This is a genomic window from Streptomyces sp. NPDC026522 (genome assembly GCF_055567555.1).
The window spans coordinates 90590-106634 of sequence record NZ_JBVHQF010000005.1 but is presented as its reverse complement, the minus strand read 5'-3'; the positions used below and the strand labels follow the sequence as shown (position 1 = coordinate 106634).

General features: G+C 74.6%; 17 protein-coding genes. 13 read left to right on the top strand and 4 right to left on the bottom strand.

The window, feature by feature from the left end:
* Positions 1 to 41: 41 nt before the first annotated feature.
* Complete coding sequence (locus ACZ4M3_RS14540; RefSeq protein WP_467732437.1) at positions 42 to 1136, top strand: PP2C family protein-serine/threonine phosphatase; 1095 nt, start codon at positions 42 to 44, stop codon at positions 1134 to 1136.
* A gap of 42 nt (positions 1137 to 1178) precedes the next feature.
* Here the strand turns inward: ACZ4M3_RS14540 and ACZ4M3_RS14535 are convergent, their stop codons facing one another.
* On the bottom strand, positions 1179 to 1433 hold the full coding sequence (locus ACZ4M3_RS14535) for a hypothetical protein (protein ID WP_136215518.1): 255 nt from the start codon (positions 1431 to 1433) through the stop codon (positions 1179 to 1181).
* Positions 1434 to 1563: 130 nt separating this feature from the next.
* Between ACZ4M3_RS14535 and ACZ4M3_RS14530 the strand changes: the two genes are divergently transcribed.
* Both ACZ4M3_RS14530 and ACZ4M3_RS14525 read left to right on the top strand, forming a co-directional pair.
* On the top strand, positions 1564 to 1932 hold the full coding sequence (locus ACZ4M3_RS14530; protein ID WP_453355444.1) for an ArsC/Spx/MgsR family protein: 369 nt from the start codon (positions 1564 to 1566) through the stop codon (positions 1930 to 1932).
* Positions 1933 to 2043: 111 nt separating this feature from the next.
* A complete protein-coding gene (locus ACZ4M3_RS14525; protein ID WP_467732434.1) occupies positions 2044 to 2565 on the top strand; it encodes a hypothetical protein in 522 nt (173 codons plus the stop codon).
* Between the two features lie 57 nt (positions 2566 to 2622).
* Here the strand turns inward: ACZ4M3_RS14525 and ACZ4M3_RS14520 are convergent, their stop codons facing one another.
* Positions 2623 to 3555 carry a Gfo/Idh/MocA family protein gene (locus ACZ4M3_RS14520; RefSeq protein WP_467733089.1) on the bottom strand — a complete coding sequence of 311 codons (933 nt, stop codon included), beginning with the start codon at positions 3553 to 3555 and terminating at the stop codon, positions 2623 to 2625.
* 225 nt (positions 3556 to 3780) lie between these two features.
* Between ACZ4M3_RS14520 and glnII the strand changes: the two genes are divergently transcribed.
* Together glnII and ACZ4M3_RS14510 are read left to right on the top strand one after the other, a co-directional pair.
* The gene (gene glnII / locus ACZ4M3_RS14515; protein WP_467732432.1) at positions 3781 to 4800 is read left to right on the top strand and encodes a glutamine synthetase; all 1020 of its coding nucleotides are present in this window, start codon (positions 3781 to 3783) and stop codon (positions 4798 to 4800) included.
* Between the two features lie 490 nt (positions 4801 to 5290).
* The gene (locus ACZ4M3_RS14510) at positions 5291 to 5884 is read left to right on the top strand and encodes a winged helix-turn-helix domain-containing protein (RefSeq protein ID WP_467732430.1); all 594 of its coding nucleotides are present in this window, start codon (positions 5291 to 5293) and stop codon (positions 5882 to 5884) included.
* Between the two features lie 46 nt (positions 5885 to 5930).
* On the opposite strand, the gene ACZ4M3_RS14505 is transcribed toward ACZ4M3_RS14510, so the two are convergent.
* Positions 5931 to 7403, bottom strand: coding sequence for a PepSY-associated TM helix domain-containing protein (locus ACZ4M3_RS14505; RefSeq protein ID WP_467732428.1), 1473 nt, complete (start codon positions 7401 to 7403; stop codon positions 5931 to 5933).
* 62 nt (positions 7404 to 7465) lie between these two features.
* The gene (locus tag ACZ4M3_RS14500; RefSeq protein ID WP_467732426.1) at positions 7466 to 8179 is read right to left on the bottom strand and encodes a hypothetical protein; all 714 of its coding nucleotides are present in this window, start codon (positions 8177 to 8179) and stop codon (positions 7466 to 7468) included.
* On the opposite strand from ACZ4M3_RS14500, the gene ACZ4M3_RS14495 reads away from it, so the two are divergent.
* From ACZ4M3_RS14495 to ACZ4M3_RS14460, 8 genes are all read left to right on the top strand, one after another.
* Positions 8178 to 8933, top strand: coding sequence for a rhomboid-like protein (locus ACZ4M3_RS14495; protein ID WP_467732424.1), 756 nt, complete (start codon positions 8178 to 8180; stop codon positions 8931 to 8933). The two genes, ACZ4M3_RS14500 and ACZ4M3_RS14495, sit on opposite strands and share 2 nt — an antisense overlap.
* 39 nt (positions 8934 to 8972) lie before the next feature.
* A complete protein-coding gene (locus ACZ4M3_RS14490) occupies positions 8973 to 9773 on the top strand; it encodes a tyrosine-protein phosphatase (protein WP_467732422.1) in 801 nt (266 codons plus the stop codon).
* Between the two features lie 123 nt (positions 9774 to 9896).
* Complete coding sequence (locus tag ACZ4M3_RS14485) at positions 9897 to 11825, top strand: hypothetical protein (RefSeq protein ID WP_467732420.1); 1929 nt, start codon at positions 9897 to 9899, stop codon at positions 11823 to 11825.
* A 134-nt stretch (positions 11826 to 11959) separates the two neighbouring features.
* Complete coding sequence (locus ACZ4M3_RS14480) at positions 11960 to 12874, top strand: metal-dependent hydrolase (RefSeq protein WP_467732418.1); 915 nt, start codon at positions 11960 to 11962, stop codon at positions 12872 to 12874.
* Positions 12871 to 13914, top strand: coding sequence for a PDR/VanB family oxidoreductase (locus tag ACZ4M3_RS14475; RefSeq protein WP_467732416.1), 1044 nt, complete (start codon positions 12871 to 12873; stop codon positions 13912 to 13914). Before ACZ4M3_RS14480 ends, ACZ4M3_RS14475 begins: the two co-directional genes overlap by 4 nt.
* Positions 13915 to 13966: 52 nt before the next feature.
* The gene (locus tag ACZ4M3_RS14470; protein WP_467732414.1) at positions 13967 to 14671 is read left to right on the top strand and encodes a TetR/AcrR family transcriptional regulator; all 705 of its coding nucleotides are present in this window, start codon (positions 13967 to 13969) and stop codon (positions 14669 to 14671) included.
* Between the two features lie 37 nt (positions 14672 to 14708).
* A complete protein-coding gene (locus ACZ4M3_RS14465; RefSeq protein ID WP_467732412.1) occupies positions 14709 to 15233 on the top strand; it encodes a GNAT family N-acetyltransferase in 525 nt (174 codons plus the stop codon).
* Positions 15234 to 15398: 165 nt separating this feature from the next.
* Positions 15399 to 16010 (top strand): hypothetical protein, encoded by a 612-nt coding sequence (locus ACZ4M3_RS14460; protein ID WP_467732410.1) that lies wholly within the window; start codon positions 15399 to 15401, stop codon positions 16008 to 16010.
* Positions 16011 to 16045: the final 35 nt, after the last annotated feature.

The window sequence follows — 16045 nt, the reverse complement described above, 5'->3', positions numbered from 1 at the left end:
GGCGTGCGGTGCCCGCCCGGCGGAGCCAGGGTGGAGGGGTGATGCACGGACGCGAGGAGCCCGGCTGGCTCCGGGGCGCGCCGCCGCCGCGCTGGGCCCGGGCCGCGCCCCTGGTGGCCCTGGTCGTGCTGACTTGCGTGCAGTGGCTCACCCCCGGCATCACGGAGCTCGGCTACTTCCTGGCCGCGATCCCGGCCGTGGCGGCCTTCTCGTACGGGGCCGTGGGGACGGCGGCTTACGCCGTGGTGGTGCTGGTGCTGCTCGGCTTCCACCGGCTGGGCGTCGGGCAGGCCCGCGGGACCGACCTGGCCACCGTGGCCACCGTCGGCCTGCTCAGCGTGATCATCGCCTGGGTCCGGCGCCGCCGCGACGCCCAGCTGGTCAGCGTCCGTACGGTCGCCGAGGCGGCGCAGCTGGCGCTGCTGCCCCCGGTACCGGAGCGGGTGGGCCGGGTGCGCTGCGACGGCCTCTACCGGGCGGCCCAGCGCGGCACGCTGGTCGGCGGCGACCTGTTCGACGTACGGGCCGGCCCCTACGGGGTGCGGGCGGTGGTGGGCGACGTACGCGGTCACGGTCTGGCGGCGGTCGGGACGGTGGCCGCGCTGCTGGGCGCCTTCCGCGAGGCGGCGCTGGACGACCCCGGGCTGGAGGCGGTCGCGGCCCGGCTGGACCGGCGGCTGCTGGAGGACGCGGCGGACGGGTCCGAGGAGCACCCGGAGCTGTTCGCCACGGCGGTGCTGCTGGAGTTCCCGCCGGACCGGGACGTGGTGCGGATCGCCTCGTGCGGGCACCCGCCGGTGCTGCTGCTCCGGGGCTTCGGGGCCCGCGAACTGGTCGTGGAGCCGGGGCCCCCGCTGGGTCTCGGGCTGGCCGGCCCGGCGCCCGCACCGCTCACGGAGGTTCCGCTGCTGCCGGGCGACCGGCTCCTCGTGCACACGGACGGGGTCACCGAGGCCCGGGACGCCGCGGGGCGCTTCTACCCCTTGCGGCAGCGGGTCCCGATGCTGGTGAAGGACCCGGAGGGACTGCCGCGCGCGGTGTGGCGGGACCTGCTGGCCTTCACCGACGGCGGGCCGAACGACGACGTGGCGGTGCTGGTGCTGTCGGCGGCGGAGGCCGGTGCGGCGCCGGAGTAGGTGCCGGCCGGCGCCGCGGGGACGGCCCCCGCCGCCCGGGTGTCAGCCGCCGTCGCGGATGAAGGACCGCACCATCCGGCAGGTGGTGTTGGACGGGCGGTGGATGCCGACCCGGACCGCCATGGTCCGGATCTTGCGGTTGGTGGCGCGCTTGGCGTCGTACGTCCCCGTGTCGAGCAGGGATATCGCCAGCCGCATCGCCTTGAGGCGGCGGTTGTGGCTCTCGTACCACTCGCGCGGCAGCCCGGCCGGCAGTGGCTTCTTCTTGGGCATCGAAATGATCGCGGCAGCGGCCATATACAGCCTCCCAAACGGTAGTTGGCTTCCTGTCGTGCTCCCTCGATTTTACGGCGGGCCACTGACAATCGCCCCTGGCCAGACGGCTGCCGGCCGGGCTCCTCGCCACGCTCCTGGCTAGGCTTCGTGCATGGAGATCTGGATCAATCCCGCCTGTTCGAAGTGCCGTAGCGCGCTGACCCTGCTGGACGCCGAGGGCGCCGAGTACACGGTGCGCCGCTACCTGGAAGACGTACCGTCCGAGGCCGAGATCCGCGAGGTGCTGGGCCGCCTCGGTCTGGAGCCCTGGGACATCACCCGGACCTCGGACCCGCTGGCGAAGGAGACCGGCGTGCGGGAACTGCCGCGCGAGGAGACCGAAGAGGCGCGCTCGCGCTGGATCGCCCACCTGGCGGCGCACCCGAAGCTGATCCAGCGGCCCATCATCACCGCCGAGGACGGCACGGCCGTGGTGGCCCGTTCGGAGGAAGCGGTCCGCGAGGCCCTCTCGCGCCGGTAGCCGGCCGGGCCGCCCCTGCCCGGAAGCGCTTAACCGGCACCCACCCCCGACCCCCTACCCTGGACCGGGAAAAGGAGTACATACCGGCGCAATACGCAATAAGGGACCAATGTGACCGCATCGCCGCAGGAATCCGCTCTGTCACTCCCCCCGCCCCGCCGCCACGGCGGCTGGACCTTCAGCGGGGTGTACGGGACCGTGCTGGCCAGCGGGCTGCTGGCCGCGCTGGAGCGGACGGGCGAGCATTACTCACCCTTCTACGACGCCACCTGGATCCTGGTCACCGCCGCGACGGCCGCGCTCGCGCACGGCTACGCCCACCACATGAGCACCCATCAGCCCGGCTCCCCCGGCCACCGGTGGACGGGGCTCGGGCTCGCCATGTGGCAGGAGTGGCCCATGGTGGCGGCCACCCTGCCCAGCGTCCTGCTGCTGGTGCTCGCGGGGGTCACTGGGTGGCCCGAGTACAAGGTGACCGGGGTCGCGCTCATCCTGAACACCGCGCTGCTGTTCGGCTGGGGCATCTTCTCGGCCGTACGGGTCGGCTACCGGCCGCGCAGCGCGCTGCTCATCGGCCTGGCGGACGCCGCGATCGGGGTGGTGGTCATCGTGGCCAACGCCCTCATCAAATAGCGCCGGCCGCCGACCGCCGACCGCACCCGCCACCGGCCGCGCCCGCCGGGCAGCCCGTTACGCCTGCGCCGCCAGGCGCTCCGCCTCCGCCAGGATCTCCGTCAGCCTCGCCCCGAACTCCGCTCCGCGCGGATCCGGCCGCCCCGTCCGCGCCGCGGTGAGCAGCGCGTCCAGCGCCCGGCCGTACGCACCGGGCACGTCGGTCCAGTCGGGCATGCCGAAGACGCCCTCGGCGCCGCGCAGCTCCAGCCCGACCCCCGCCGCGGCGCGCGGCGCGCCCAGGCTGAGCACGGCGGTGCTGACCGCCCCCGAGGTGTGGCGCAGGGCCAGTTGGACGACGTCGGACGGCCCCCGGGTGGCGGAGACGGCGGTGACGTCGCCCAGCACCGGGATCAGTACGGACAGCGCGTGCGGCCCGACGTCCCACAGGCCGCCCTTGGTCCTGCGCCAGGGCGACTCGGCGTACGGGCTCGGCTCGCCGTCGGGCGGGAAGACCGCGCCGAGCCAGTGGGCGGAGGCGGTGAACCACCCGCTCCGGCCGGCCTGCTCCTCGACCCAGGCGGCGGCCGGCTCCGCGAAGCGGAGGGTGAGGAAGACGACGGAGGCGACGCCGTGCCGGGCGGCGGCCTCCGTGACCGCGCGGGCGTCCGCGACGGTCGTGGCGACGGGCTTGTCGAGCAGCAGGTGGCACCCGGCGGCGGCCGCGCGCACGGCGAGCGGCGCCTGTACGTCCGGCGGCAGCGCGAAGGCCACGGCGTCACAGTCCGCGAACAGCGCGTCGGGGTCTTCGTACACCTTCACGCCGTGGGCCCGCGCCAGCTCGGCCGCCGCTCCGGGGCGCCGGCCCCACACCCCGGCGAAGTCGGAGCCCGCGTGCGCGGCGAGGGCCGGGGCATGGGTGCGCTGCGCCCAGGGGCCGGTGCCGAGCAGGCCCACCCGGAGGCGGGGGCCGCCCCCGGCGGGCCGGGCGGGATCGGCGGACGCGTTCAAATCGTACGAAATGCTCACCTGCCCAGTCTGCCGCACCCGCACGGGTGTTCCGCCCCGACCCGCACGGCCACTCCCACCTGCGGGGTAAACCTCGGTAACAAGGGGTTCACACCCGGGCAACGGAAGAGAAATCGCGGAGGGGCACGCTGCGAACAGCAGGGCGGGGTCAGAAGCCGCGGCGGTCGCGGAGCCTGCGCCGGAGCGACGTACCGAAGGATGGGGCCCGTGAGCTACAAGGCTGAGTACATCTGGATCGACGGCACCGAGCCGACGGCGAAGCTGCGCTCCAAGACGAAGATCATCGCCGACGGGGACGCGCTGCCGGTCTGGGGCTTCGACGGTTCGAGCACCAACCAGGCCGAGGGCCACGCCTCCGACCGCGTCCTGCAGCCCGTCTTCTCCTGCCCGGACCCGATCCGGGGCGGGACGAGCGTCCTCGTGCTCTGCGAGGTCCTGAACATCGACATGACCCCGCACGAGTCGAACACCCGCGCGCTGCTGCGTCCGGTCGCCGAGAAGTTCGCGGGCCAGGAACCGGTCTTCGGCATCGAGCAGGAGTACACCTTCTTCGACGGGACCCGCCCGCTCGGCTTCCCGGTGAACGGATTCCCGGCCGCGCAGGGCGGCTACTACTGCGGCGTCGGCTCGGACGAGATCTTCGGGCGCGAGATCGTCGAGAAGCACCTGGACCACTGCCTGGCGGCGGGGCTGAGCATCTCCGGCATCAACGCGGAGGTCATGCCGGGCCAGTGGGAGTTCCAGGTCGGCCCGGTCGGTCCGCTGGAGGTCTCCGACCAGTTGTGGATCGCCCGCTGGCTGCTGTACCGCACGGCCGAGGAGTTCAACGTCTCCGCGACGCTGAACCCGAAGCCGGTGAAGGGCGACTGGAACGGCGCGGGCGCGCACACCAACTTCTCCACGAGGGCGATGCGCGAGGACTACCGCGCGATCATCTCCGCGTGCGAGGCCCTGGGCGAGGGGTCGAAGCCCATGGACCACGTGAAGAACTACGGCGCCGGCATCGACGAGCGCCTGACGGGTCTGCACGAGACCGCCCCGTGGAACGAGTTCAGCTACGGGGTATCCGACCGCGGCGCTTCGGTCCGCATCCCCTGGCAGGTGGAGAAGGACGGCAAGGGGTACATCGAGGACCGGCGCCCGAACGCGAACGTCGACCCGTACGTGGTGACCCGCCTGATCACCGACACCTGCTGCACCGGACTGGAGAAGGACGGCCTCGGCTGACCGCTCCCGGCCGCCCGGCGGGCGTCCGCCGACCGCTTCCGGTCCGGCGGGCGCCGCCGTCGGGCGGCTGGGACGGATCCGACCAGCATGCGATACGGAGAGCGGAACCGAGGCCGGTCGGCCGGGACTGCCGACCGCCGCTTTGCCCGGTTTTGCGGAGGTCTGGTCAGACCGAGGTGACGGAATATGAGATACCGCTCCACGAAGTGAGACGCGCTCTGCCCCGCGCCCCGTACATCTGCTTGAATGACGCCCATGGCCAGCCACTCGCACACCTCGTCAGGTCGCAGCGACCTGGAGCCGTTCTGGCCGTCCCGTCAGGACCACGATTTCGACCGGGTGTGTTGCCGCGCGGAGAACGCGCCGGCCCTCTAAAGCTTCCGGGAACCACCACACCGGACCTCCCCGAAGCCTTCGGTCTGCGCGGTACGACAACGACGACGTAGGTACGTCTCCTGCCGACCACTCCGCGTGAAAGAGCTGACCACTCATGGCGAACACCCGCTCCATCACTTCTGCCGCTTCCGCTGCGACCTCCGCCCCCCTGACCTATCCGCCCGGTCCGCGCCACCGGCTGCGCGCCGTGGACCGCGACGAGGTGGCCCGCGTGGTGGACCTCCTCCCGCCCGGCGCCACCTGGCTGCCCGCGCCCCAGCACACGCTGCCGGCGCTGCCCGGACACCCCCCGATGGTCGGCTACCTGGTCCTCGTACCGGCCGACCAGCAGCCGCCGATCGCCTTCGCCCCGCAGTCCGTTCCCGCCCCGGCGAAGACCGGCCCCGCCGCCCCGGAGACCACCGGCGACGCCCTCGTACGGATCGACCCGGCGCGGCGCACCGCCGAAGTCGACGGCCGGGTGCTGGACCTGACGTACCTGGAGTTCGAGCTGCTGGCCCACTTGGTGGCGCACCCGCACCGGGTGCACAGCCGGGACCAGCTGGTGACCACGGTCTGGGGCTACGGCCACGTCGGTGACGGCCGGACCGTGGACGTCCACATCGCCCGCCTGCGCCGCAAGCTGGGCGCGGCCCACCGCGACGCGATCCAGACCGTACGCCGGGTGGGCTACAAGTACGCCCCCTGAACGGGCCGGCCCGTGCGCGCGAGGAGGCGCGCACGGGCCCGCCCGGCTAGGCGGCGCGGCGGCGGCGGCGGGCGACGAAGCCGAGCAGGACGTCGACCGCTAGGAACGCCAGCAGGCTGATGCCCAGCATCGGCACGAACCAGCCGACCACCGCCGTCACCGCGGCGAGCGGCAGCAGCAGCGTCACGGGCAGCTTGCGCCATGCCCCGCGAGGCTGCGCGCGGCCGGCCGAGAGCCTGCGCTCCTTGGTGGGCCGGCGCAGCCACCACATCCGGTAGCCCCAGAAGATGAGGAACATCAGCGCGACGGCCAGCGCCGCCAGCGCCAGCTGGTTGACGATCCCGAACGTCAGACCCATGTGCAGGTCGATGCCGAAGCGGGTCAGCTGGGCGAGCAAGGGGTAGTCGGCGAAGCGCAGTTCGTCGATGACCTTGCCGTCGGCCGGGTCGACGGCGACGGAGTCCAGGTGCACCGGCACCTGCTTGTCCGCCTCCTTGATGACGTAGCCCTTGCCGTCGGCGGGGAGGGTCACGCGCAGCGACTCGGTGACGCCGGCGGCCCGGGCGGCGGCCACGGCGCGGTCGATGCCGACGTCCGCGGTGGGCGGCGGCGGGGGCATCTCCATGCCTTCGGTCATGACATGGCCCGCGTGTTCGTCGCCGCCGTCGGTGCCGGCGCTCCCGGACAGCTGGGCCGAGACCGACGGGGTGGCCCCGCCGAGCCCGTCCTGGAGCTGACCGATGTGCTCACCGGCGTACTTCGACCAGGTCAGGCCGGTGGCGGAGAGGGCGACGAGTCCGGCGGCGGCCCACAGGCCGACCGCCCCGTGCCAGGACAGGGTCCGGCGGCGGCCGGTCGCGGCGCGGTCGGGCAGGACGAGGCGGGCCTTGCCGGCGCGGCGGCGGCCGATCCACAGGGCGAGCCCGCCGAGGGCGACCACCCACAGCCAGCTGGCGGCGAGTTCGCTGTAGTTGCGGCCGAACGCGCCGAGCCGGAGGTCGGCGTGCAGCCCGCTCAGCCAGGCGCGCAGCGGCAGTGCGTCGCCGACGGTGGTGAGCCGGCCTCGTACGTCGGCCGTGTAGGGGTCGACGAAGACGGTCAGGTTCTCGTCGTCCGCGAGGCCCGGGCTCTGCATGATCACCCGGGTGGTGGCCTCGGCGTCGGGCGCGGGCCAGACGGCGACGACCTTGCCCCGGGGCGCGGCGGCCTTGGCCGCCTCGACCTGGCCGGCGAGCGGCTGCGGGTGGTCACCGACGCGGGCGACGGTCAGCTCGTCGGCGTAGAGGATCTTCTCGGCCTGCCAGGAGCCCGCGTACAGCAGCCCGGTCGCGGCGGCGACGAACAGCAGCGGGGCTATCAGCAGCCCGGCGTAGAAGTGCATCCGCAGGAGCAGCGGCCGCAGCGCGGCCCAGGCTCCCGGGGTGCGCGGGGCCGAACCGGCGGCGGACGGGCCGGAAGCCGTGTCGGAAGGTGCTTCGGCCGTCCCCGTGGGGTCGGCCTTGAGCTCGTCAAGAGACATGGGTGTCCTGAAAGTTGGCGAAGACATGGGTGATCGGCCCCGGGCCTCGCCACACGCGTCTTTCAGGCGGGGGCGGGCCGGTCCGGGGCCGTGGCTCGGGTGTCTCGCCGGTCCGGGGGCCCGCGCCGGACCAGGGCATGGGCGGGTACGGCGCCGCGCAGCCGGCGCGGCGGTTCGTACGGGGCGCAGTACGCGGGCGGCGCCGGCGGCGGGGCCACCCGGGTCCGCAAGAGTACGAGCGCGCGGGCGAGCGGGCGGGCCGCCACCAGCGCGGCGGCCCCGGCGGCCGCGGCGAGCCGGAAGACGGCCGCCTCGCCCCAGGCCAGCCAGGCCGCGCAGAACACCCCGGCGAGTACGTGCGCGGCGATCATGCCGAGGCCGCCGTGCCCGTGACCGGCCATCCCCGCCATGCCGGGCATCTCCGTCATGCCGGTGGTGTCGGCACCCATGGCGCCCATGTCCATGCCCGGCATGTGGCGGTGTGCGGGCATCGGGGCGGCGGCGGGGCCCGGCGGCCGGGCCGTCTGGGTCGCGGTGAAGGCGAGGTGCAGCGCGCCCTGCGCGGCGAGCAGCGCCGCGGTGATCGCGAGGGGGCCCCGGCGGCGCCCGGCGGCGAGCCAGGCGAGGGAACCGATCACCCCGAAACAGAACAGAAGTCCCGCAGCGGGAACATCCGCTCCGGACATGTACGAATGCCCCACCGCACCCAAAGCGACACACACCGCCGCGAACATCGCGGCCCGCAGGGCACGCACCGGCGCGCGGGAAACAGACATGTCGACTCATGCTCCCATGGACCCCGGCGCCCCCGGCGCGGAGGCCGTGTCCGACCATGGGGGCGTGAACCTGCTGCCGTGGTCGCCGTCGACGTGGTCGCCCTCTGCCGAGCCGCCGCCCCCGTGGCGGCGCTCCCCGTGGCCGCGCTCCCCGTGGCCGGTGCCGCTCGCGGTCGTCTACACCGGCGGGGTCCAGCTCGGCGCCCACGCGCTGGAGCGGCTGGACCCCCGGGCGCGGGACCGGCTGTTGCGCCGCTGCTCGACGAACGTCGACAACCTGGCCGCGGGCCGCTGGGAGACCCTGCTCAGCAGTGCCTGCACGGTCGAGGAACCCATGCCGCTGCCCTACGCGCTGCTGCTGGCCGCGGTGCTCGGGTACGCGGAGTACGCGTACGGGGCCTGGTGGACGGCCTGCGCGTTCCTCTTCGGGCACGCGGCGGCGACGCTGCTCGTCTACGGGGTGCTGCGGCGCACGGCGGACCGGGAGGCCCGCCGGGCCCTGGACGTCGGCACCAGCTACGGGTTCAACACCGTGCTCGGCGCCCTCACCTCGGCGCTGCCGCACGGGCGCGTAAGGTGCGCCGTCCGGGTGGGGCTGCTGGCGGTCGCCGCCCGGCCGGTGCTCGGGCGCGGTCGCACCTTCACCGACGCCGGGCACCTGGTCGCGCTCGGCATCGGCATCGGCCTCTCGTTGGCCGTCGATTGTCTTTCCGGGGTGAATCATCAGAAAATCGGTCTCAATAGACCCGCATGACACGAGTAATCGACCCCGCCCCGCGTCTGGAGCCGCCCGATGACCGCCACCCCCTCCACCACCGTCGCGAACCTCCGCGACCTCGGCGGTACTCCGCTCGCGGACGGCCGCACGGTCCGGCCGGGGCTGGTCCTGCGCTCCGGCGCGCTCGACCGGCTCGACCTGGACGCCGATCCGGCGGTGTCCGCGCTGGGGATCCGTACGGTCATCGACTTCCGCTCCGACGCCGAGCGCGCCGACCACCCGGACCGGCTGCCCGCCGGTGCGCGGCTGCTGATCAGTGACGTACTGGCGGACAAGATGAACGCGGGGATAGCCAAGATGCCGCCCGCGGCGCAGCTCAAGGACCTGATGGCGGACCCGGTCGTGGCGGAGGAGCACCTGGGCGGCGGCAAGGCGCAGGCCGTCTTCGGGGAGGTCTACCGGTCCTTCGTGAACTCGGCCTCCGCGCAGAGCGCCTACCGGCTGCTGCTCACCGAGGCCGCCGATCCGCAGGCGGCCCCGCTGCTGTTCCACTGCACCGCCGGCAAGGACCGTACCGGGTGGGGCGCGACCGTCATCCTGTCGCTGCTCGGCGCGGACGACGGCACCCTGATGGACGAGTACATGTCGGTGAACCCGGCGGTCAAGCAGGCGTTCGCGCCCATGATCGAGGGCTTCACGGCGGCCGGCGGCGACCCGGAGATCGCGCTGGCGCTGATCGGGGTGTTCCCCGCGTACCTGGAGACGGCGCTGGAGGAGGTCGCCGCCCGCTACGGCTCCATGGAGAAGTACGTACGGGAAGGGCTCGGCGTTCCGGACGAGGCCGTCGAGGCGCTGCGGACCCGGCTGATCGCCTGAGGTTGCGGGGGGTCCGGCCCGGGCCCGGTGGCGGCCGCCCGTCACCCCCTCGCCGTGCGGAATCGCCCGAACGGGTGCGCTGATGGCGGGTGACCATCCGACGATTCGCTCGTTCTGCTGAACGTGACTGCGCCGGATACCGCCACCCGCCCCCTGCCTCCCCTGACGCCCGGCCTGGAACAGGCCGAGGCCGCCATCGTCGAGCACTACCCGCGGCTGGTGCGGCTCGCTTACCTGGTGCTGCCGCCCTCCCTCGGGCGCAACCGGCGGGTGCTCACCGCCCACTCGCTGACCCAGCGGGCGCTCCCGCGCGGCCGCCGGGGCGGCGACTCCGCCGTGCGCGGCGGGGTCCCGGCGCAGCGGGGCGGGCTGGAGGGCCCCGAGTCGGGGTACCCGTACGTGCGGCTGCGCGTGCTGCGCGCCGCCCTGGAGGCGGGCGTCCCGTTCACCTTCCGGGCGCTCCCGTTGCGCGGGCAACTGCCCCGGCTGCTCCCCCAGGTGTGGGGGCTGCGGCTGTTCCCGCGCTCCGGCGGGGCCGAGGAGCTGGCGCTGGACCAGTGGCTGACCACCCTGAGCGGTCCCGGGCGCGCGGCGTGCGTGCTGCGCGCGCTGGAGGGGCTGGCGGAGCCCGATGTCCTGAGGGTGCTCGCCGACGCCGGGGTGGCGAACCCGACGGGGGCGGTCGCGGAGTCCGGGGACCCGGCGCACGACGCCCTCTTCGCCTCCCCCGAGTTCGACCCGTGCGTGCTCCAGGCCCGGCCCACCGACCTGTTGCGGCGGCGCCGGTTCACCCGGGCCGGGATCGCCGCCGCGGCCGCCCTCGCGGTGTGCGGGGCGCTGCTCGCGCTGCCGGGCGGCGGCTGGGGCTCGGACGGGCCCGCCGCCCCGCTGTACGCGAAGAACGCCGTCGCGGAGCAGGCACTGGACCCCGGGCAGCTGGTGCGGGTGCCGCCCACGCTCTGGCGCACCTCCTCCCGTACCGACTTCTCCGCCTGGCCCGCCCGCGGCGACCGGGTCGACGACGCCGCGCTGCTGCGCCGGGCGCTGACCGTGTGGGCCCGCCCCGGGCGGACGGTGGTCGTCTCGGCCACCCCCGGCACGCCGTCGGGGCCGCCGATGGGCCCGCCGCAGCTGCTGTTCGCGGGGGCCGTGGACCAGGCGGTGGTGGTCCTGCTGTACGACGGGCTGCGCGTGGTCCGGTACGCGGAGCCGCGCAGCGGAACCGCCGGAGCCGCCCTCGACTTCGCCCGCACGGACGGGGCGTCGGCGGACACCGCGACCGCCCTGGTGCTCAGCCGGGTCGACGGCAACGTCCGCTACCTGACCGCCCCCTGGGTGCTCGGCGCCGCGCTGCGGGACCTGCTCAAGCCGGGCGAGTCGCCCTCGGCACTCAAGCTGACCCCGGACGGAATGACGCCGCCGGTGCCCGGCCCCGCCCCCACCGGCAGCTGTACGAGCTGGAACGCGCTGGCCCTGACCGGCGACGGCGCCACCCGGCTCGTGACGGACCTGGGCGAACTGACCCCGGTCCGGCTGACCTCGGGCGCGCCGGGCGCGGAGCGCGACGTGACGGAGGCCGCCGAGCTGGGCGAGTGGTCCCGGACGGCCTGCCTGCTGCCCTCGGTCCGCTCGCACGGGGTCCGTACCGTCAACGCCTGGACGTACGCGAAGCAGCCGCTGCCCGAGGGGGACGGGACGGCGACCTGGCTGTGCAGCCGGGCGGAGACCTGGCAGGGCAGCGCGGACCGGGTCCAGGCCCAGTTCCTGGCCCCGGGCGCGCCGCTCGCGGCCCAGGCGGCCAAGGCGGAGGGCTCGGCGGCGTGCGGCCCCCGGGAGCCCCGGGTGCTGGCGGGCGTGCTGTGGAAGTCGAAGGCGGGCCAGTGGTACGTACTGGCTGCGGGCAGCGCCCAGTTCGCCTCCCTGTCGGCGTCGGGCGGCGGCGTGAACGGGAGCGCGAACGGGAACCGCCTCGCCGTGAAGGCGCCGCAGGGCGCGCAGGTCGACCTCTCGGGCAGGCTGACGGACGGTACGAAGGCGGAAGCCCTGCGCTGACCGGAGTTCCGTACCGACCCGGGCCGGGCGCGAACCGGAGTTCCGTACCGGCCCGGGCCGGGCGCGAACCGGAGCCCGGAAAATCCCGGCGCACAGGGGTTCTGCTCGGCCCTACCCCTCAGTACATTGACGCCATGTCTAATACGCCGCACGCGCCCGCCCCCGTGGCGTCGGAACACCCGGGCCTGTACGAGCACACGGGCCTCCAGCCGCGGAACGTGTCCTTCTCGTGGGAGGACACCCCGCTGCACTGGCTCCCCGGCGACCCGTTCGCCGGACACACCATCAACGTCCTGCACCTGCTGCTGCCCGCCGGGGAGCGCTGGTTCGTGCACGTCTACAAGCAGGTGCTCCCGTACATCACGGACGAGCGGCTGCGGGCGGACGTCGTCGGCTTCATCGGCCAGGAGGCCATGCACGCCGCCGCGCACGACGACGTGCTGCCGCACCTGAAACGGCTCGGCCTGGACCCGACCCCGTACACGGCGCAGGTCGACTGGTTCTTCGAGAAGCTGCTCGGCGACCGGACCCTGCCCCCGGGCCGGGCCCGCAAGTGGTGGCTGATGGAACGCGTCGCGATCATCGCGGCGGTCGAGCACTACACGGCGTTCCTCGGCAACTGGGTCCTCAACGCCGACGAACTCGACCGCCGGGGCGCCGATCCGATGATGCTGGACCTGCTGCGCTGGCACGGGGCGGAGGAGGTCGAGCACCGGGCGGTGGCCTTCGACCTCTTCATGCACCTCGACGGCGGCTACCGGCGCCGGGTACGGACCTGGGCGACGGCCTTCGCCGCCCTGGCGTTCCTCTGGCAGCGCGGCGTCCGCTTCTTCATGGAGAACGACCCCGGACTCCCGGTCGCCAAGGCCTCGTTGGGCGAGCTGTTCCGGGCCGGGCAGCAGGGCGTGCTGCCCTCGACGGGCTCGATGCTCAAGTCCATCCCGACCTACCTCTCCCGGACCTACCACCCCTCGCAGGAGGGCTCGACGGCCCAGGCCGCCGCCTACCTCGCCACCTCGCCGGGCGCGAACGGCGGGGTGCCGGCATGAGGCGCGCCCTGACGCTCACGGCGGCGGCGGGCGCCGCGCTCCTGACCCGGCGCGCGCTGCGCCGGCGCATCCGGCGCTCCCCCCTGTGGCCGCTGCCGGCCCTGGAGACCCCGGTCTCCGGCCACTCCCCGCGCCGGCTGCTGCGGGCCTCGGTCGTCGCGCGCAGCGAGCCCGCGCGGGGCGTCGTCCGGCTGACCCTGGAATCGCCGGAGCTGCCCGCCTGGAGCCCGGGGGCGCACGTGGACGTCGTACTGCCGTCGGGGCTGGTGCGCCAGTACAGCCTGTGCGGCGACCCCGCGGACGCGGGCCGCTACACGATCGCGGTCCGGCTGATCGAGGACGGCCGCGGCGGCTCCCGCGAGGCGCACGCCCTGCTGGTGCCGGGCGCCGAGCTGCGGCTGCGGGCGCCCCGCAACCGGTTCCCCCTGGTGGCCGCCCCGGCGTACGTGTTCGTGGCGGGCGGGATCGGGATCACCCCGATCCCGCCGATGCTGCGGGCGGCCACGGCGGCCGGGGCCGACTGGACGCTGCTGTACGGCGGCCGCAGCCGCGCCTCGATGCCGTTCCTCGCGGAACTAGCCGCGTACGGGGACCGGGTCACGATCGTGCCGCAGGACGAGGCGGGCCTGCCGGACCTGAGCGCGCTCGCCGCGCCCCCCGGCGCCCTCGTCTACTGCTGCGGCCCGGAGCCGCTGATGGCCGCGGTCCTGGCCGCCGCCCCGGACCCCTCGGCGGTGCACCTGGAGCGCTTCAGCGCGGCCGCGCCCGCGGGAGAATCGAAGGCCTTCACGATCGAACTCCGCCGCTCCGGGGGCACGATCGAGGTGGCGGCGGACGAGAGCGCCCTGACTGCGGTGCGCCGCGCCCTGCCCGCCACCCCGTACTCCTGCCAGCAGGGCTTCTGCGGGACCTGCCGGCACCGGGTGCTGGCCGGGGAGGTGGAGCACCGCGATGAGCTCCTCACCGACGCCGAACGCGCGGACTCGATGCTCCTGTGCGTCTCCCGCGCCGTCTCGGACCGGCTGGTCCTGGACCTGTAGCGGCGCGAACACCCCGCCGAGGCCCGCGCCGGAGTGGAAGTAGGGTGTCCGCATGACAACCGGGGTGCGGCGCAGGATGGGTGTCGAGGAGCGGCGGCAACAGCTGATCGGGGTGGCCCTGGAGCTGTTCAGCCACCGGTCGCCCGACGACGTGTCGATCGACGAGATCGCGGCGGCCGCGGGCATATCGCGGCCGCTCGTCTACCACTACTTTCCCGGCAAGCTGAGCCTGTACGAGGCGGCGCTGCGGCGGGCCGCCGACGAACTGGCGCTGCGCTTCGTCGAACCGCAGGAGGGGCCGCTCGGGGCCCGGCTGCTGCGGGTGATGGGCCGGTTCTTCGCGTTCGTCGACGAACACGGGCCCGGCTTCTCGGCGTTGATGCGGGGCGGTCCGGCGGCCGGCAGCAGCCGGGCCAACGCGATGATCGACGAGGTCCGGCAGGCGGCGTACGAGGAGATCCTCAAGCACCTGGGCGTCTCGCCCGACGCTCCGCCCGCGCGGCTGGAGCTGGTCGTGCGGTCGTGGGTGTCCCTCGCCGAGTCCACCGCGCTGATCTGGCTGGACGGGCGGCGCATCCCGCGCTCCGAGCTGGAGCTCCAACTCGTGCACGACTTCGCCGCGCTGGCCGCCGTGAGCGCCGCCTACGACGAGGAGATGGCGCAGATCCTGGTCCGCATCCTCTCCGCGGAGCCGGCCGACGGGCCGTTCGGAGTGCTCGTGGGGCGGCTGGCGGCGCTGGTACCGGGCACCCGGTGATCATGACGTGGCGCGGGCCCCGCGTGATAATGCCCGCGTGATCATTGACGACGGGATGTTGTTCCGGCAGGCCGTGGAGAAGGACGCCGGCACGCTGGTGAAGCTGTACGACCAGGCCGCCCGGTGGATGCGCAAGCACGGGATCGACCAGTGGAAGCCCGGCGAGAAGGACCTGGCGCACTTCCGCGCGCGGATGCGCGACGGCGAGGTGTGGCTGGCCGAGGACGCGGACGGCCGGGTCGTCGGCGCGTACGAACTGTGGTGGTCGGACGAAGAGGCCTGGGGCGTGCAGCCGCCCGTCGCCGGGTACGTGCACCGGCTGATGGTGGAGCGCGAGGCCGCGCCCCCGGGCGCCGGCCGGCGGATACTCGAACACGCCGAGTGGCGGATCGCCCGGACCGGCCGGGAGCGCTCCCGGCTGGACTGCCTGTCGACCAACCCCCGGCTGCTGGGCTACTACCGGAGCGCGGGCTACCGGGTCGTCGGCGAGTGCCCGTCCAAACAGGCCGCGGACGGCCGGGTGTACGGCGTGATCCTGCTGGAGCGACGCCTCGACGCCTGAGCCGCACCCGGGCGCCGCGCGGGCACAGCCCTCGCCCCCGCCACAAGCCCGCCCCGTGCGCCACGCCGCGTCCCCTCTCGGCCGTGCCGCCGCCAACCGGTTGCCGCCCGGCGCGGGCCGCCGGTACAGATGGGCGCGACCAGTCGGTACCAGGAGGGGAAAGCCATGAAGAATTCCGTGAAGGCAGCGAGCGCCGTCTTAGCCGTGGCGCTGGCGGGCGCGCTGGGGGCCACGGGCGTGGCGCAGGCCCAGGGCAAGCCGTCGGCGCCGGCTCCGGCGGGCACCGCGGTGAGCGCGGGCGGTCCGGCCCTGCGGGCGCCGGCCGAGGTGGTCCGCGAGGTGGAGGCGGCGGCCGCCCGGCAGCGGACGCTGGCCCCGAACGCCCGGCGGGTGTGTTACGCCGCCCATGTGCAGGACGTGGGCTGGCAGTCCACGGTGTGCGACGGCGCGGTGGCCGGGACGACGGGGCAGGGTCGCCGCATGGAGGCCGCGGTGATCGCGACCAGCGGCACGGGCGGGGTCTGTGCCAACGCGCACCTCGCCGACATCGGCTGGCAGGGCTGGGCGTGCGCCGGTGACGGCGCGGCCGTGACCGTCGGCACCACCGGCCAGGCACGCCGGATGGAGGCGCTCGGCGTCCAGGTCGGCTCCGGGCCGGTGGCGGCGCAGGCCCATGTCGCCGACTACGGCTGGCTGAACGCGGTGAGCGGCAACCCGGTGTACGTGGGGACCACCGGCCAGGCGCGGCAGCTGGAAGCCGTCCGCATCTGGGTCTGATGCGGTCCGCGCTGACCCGGTGAACGCCGCCGCGG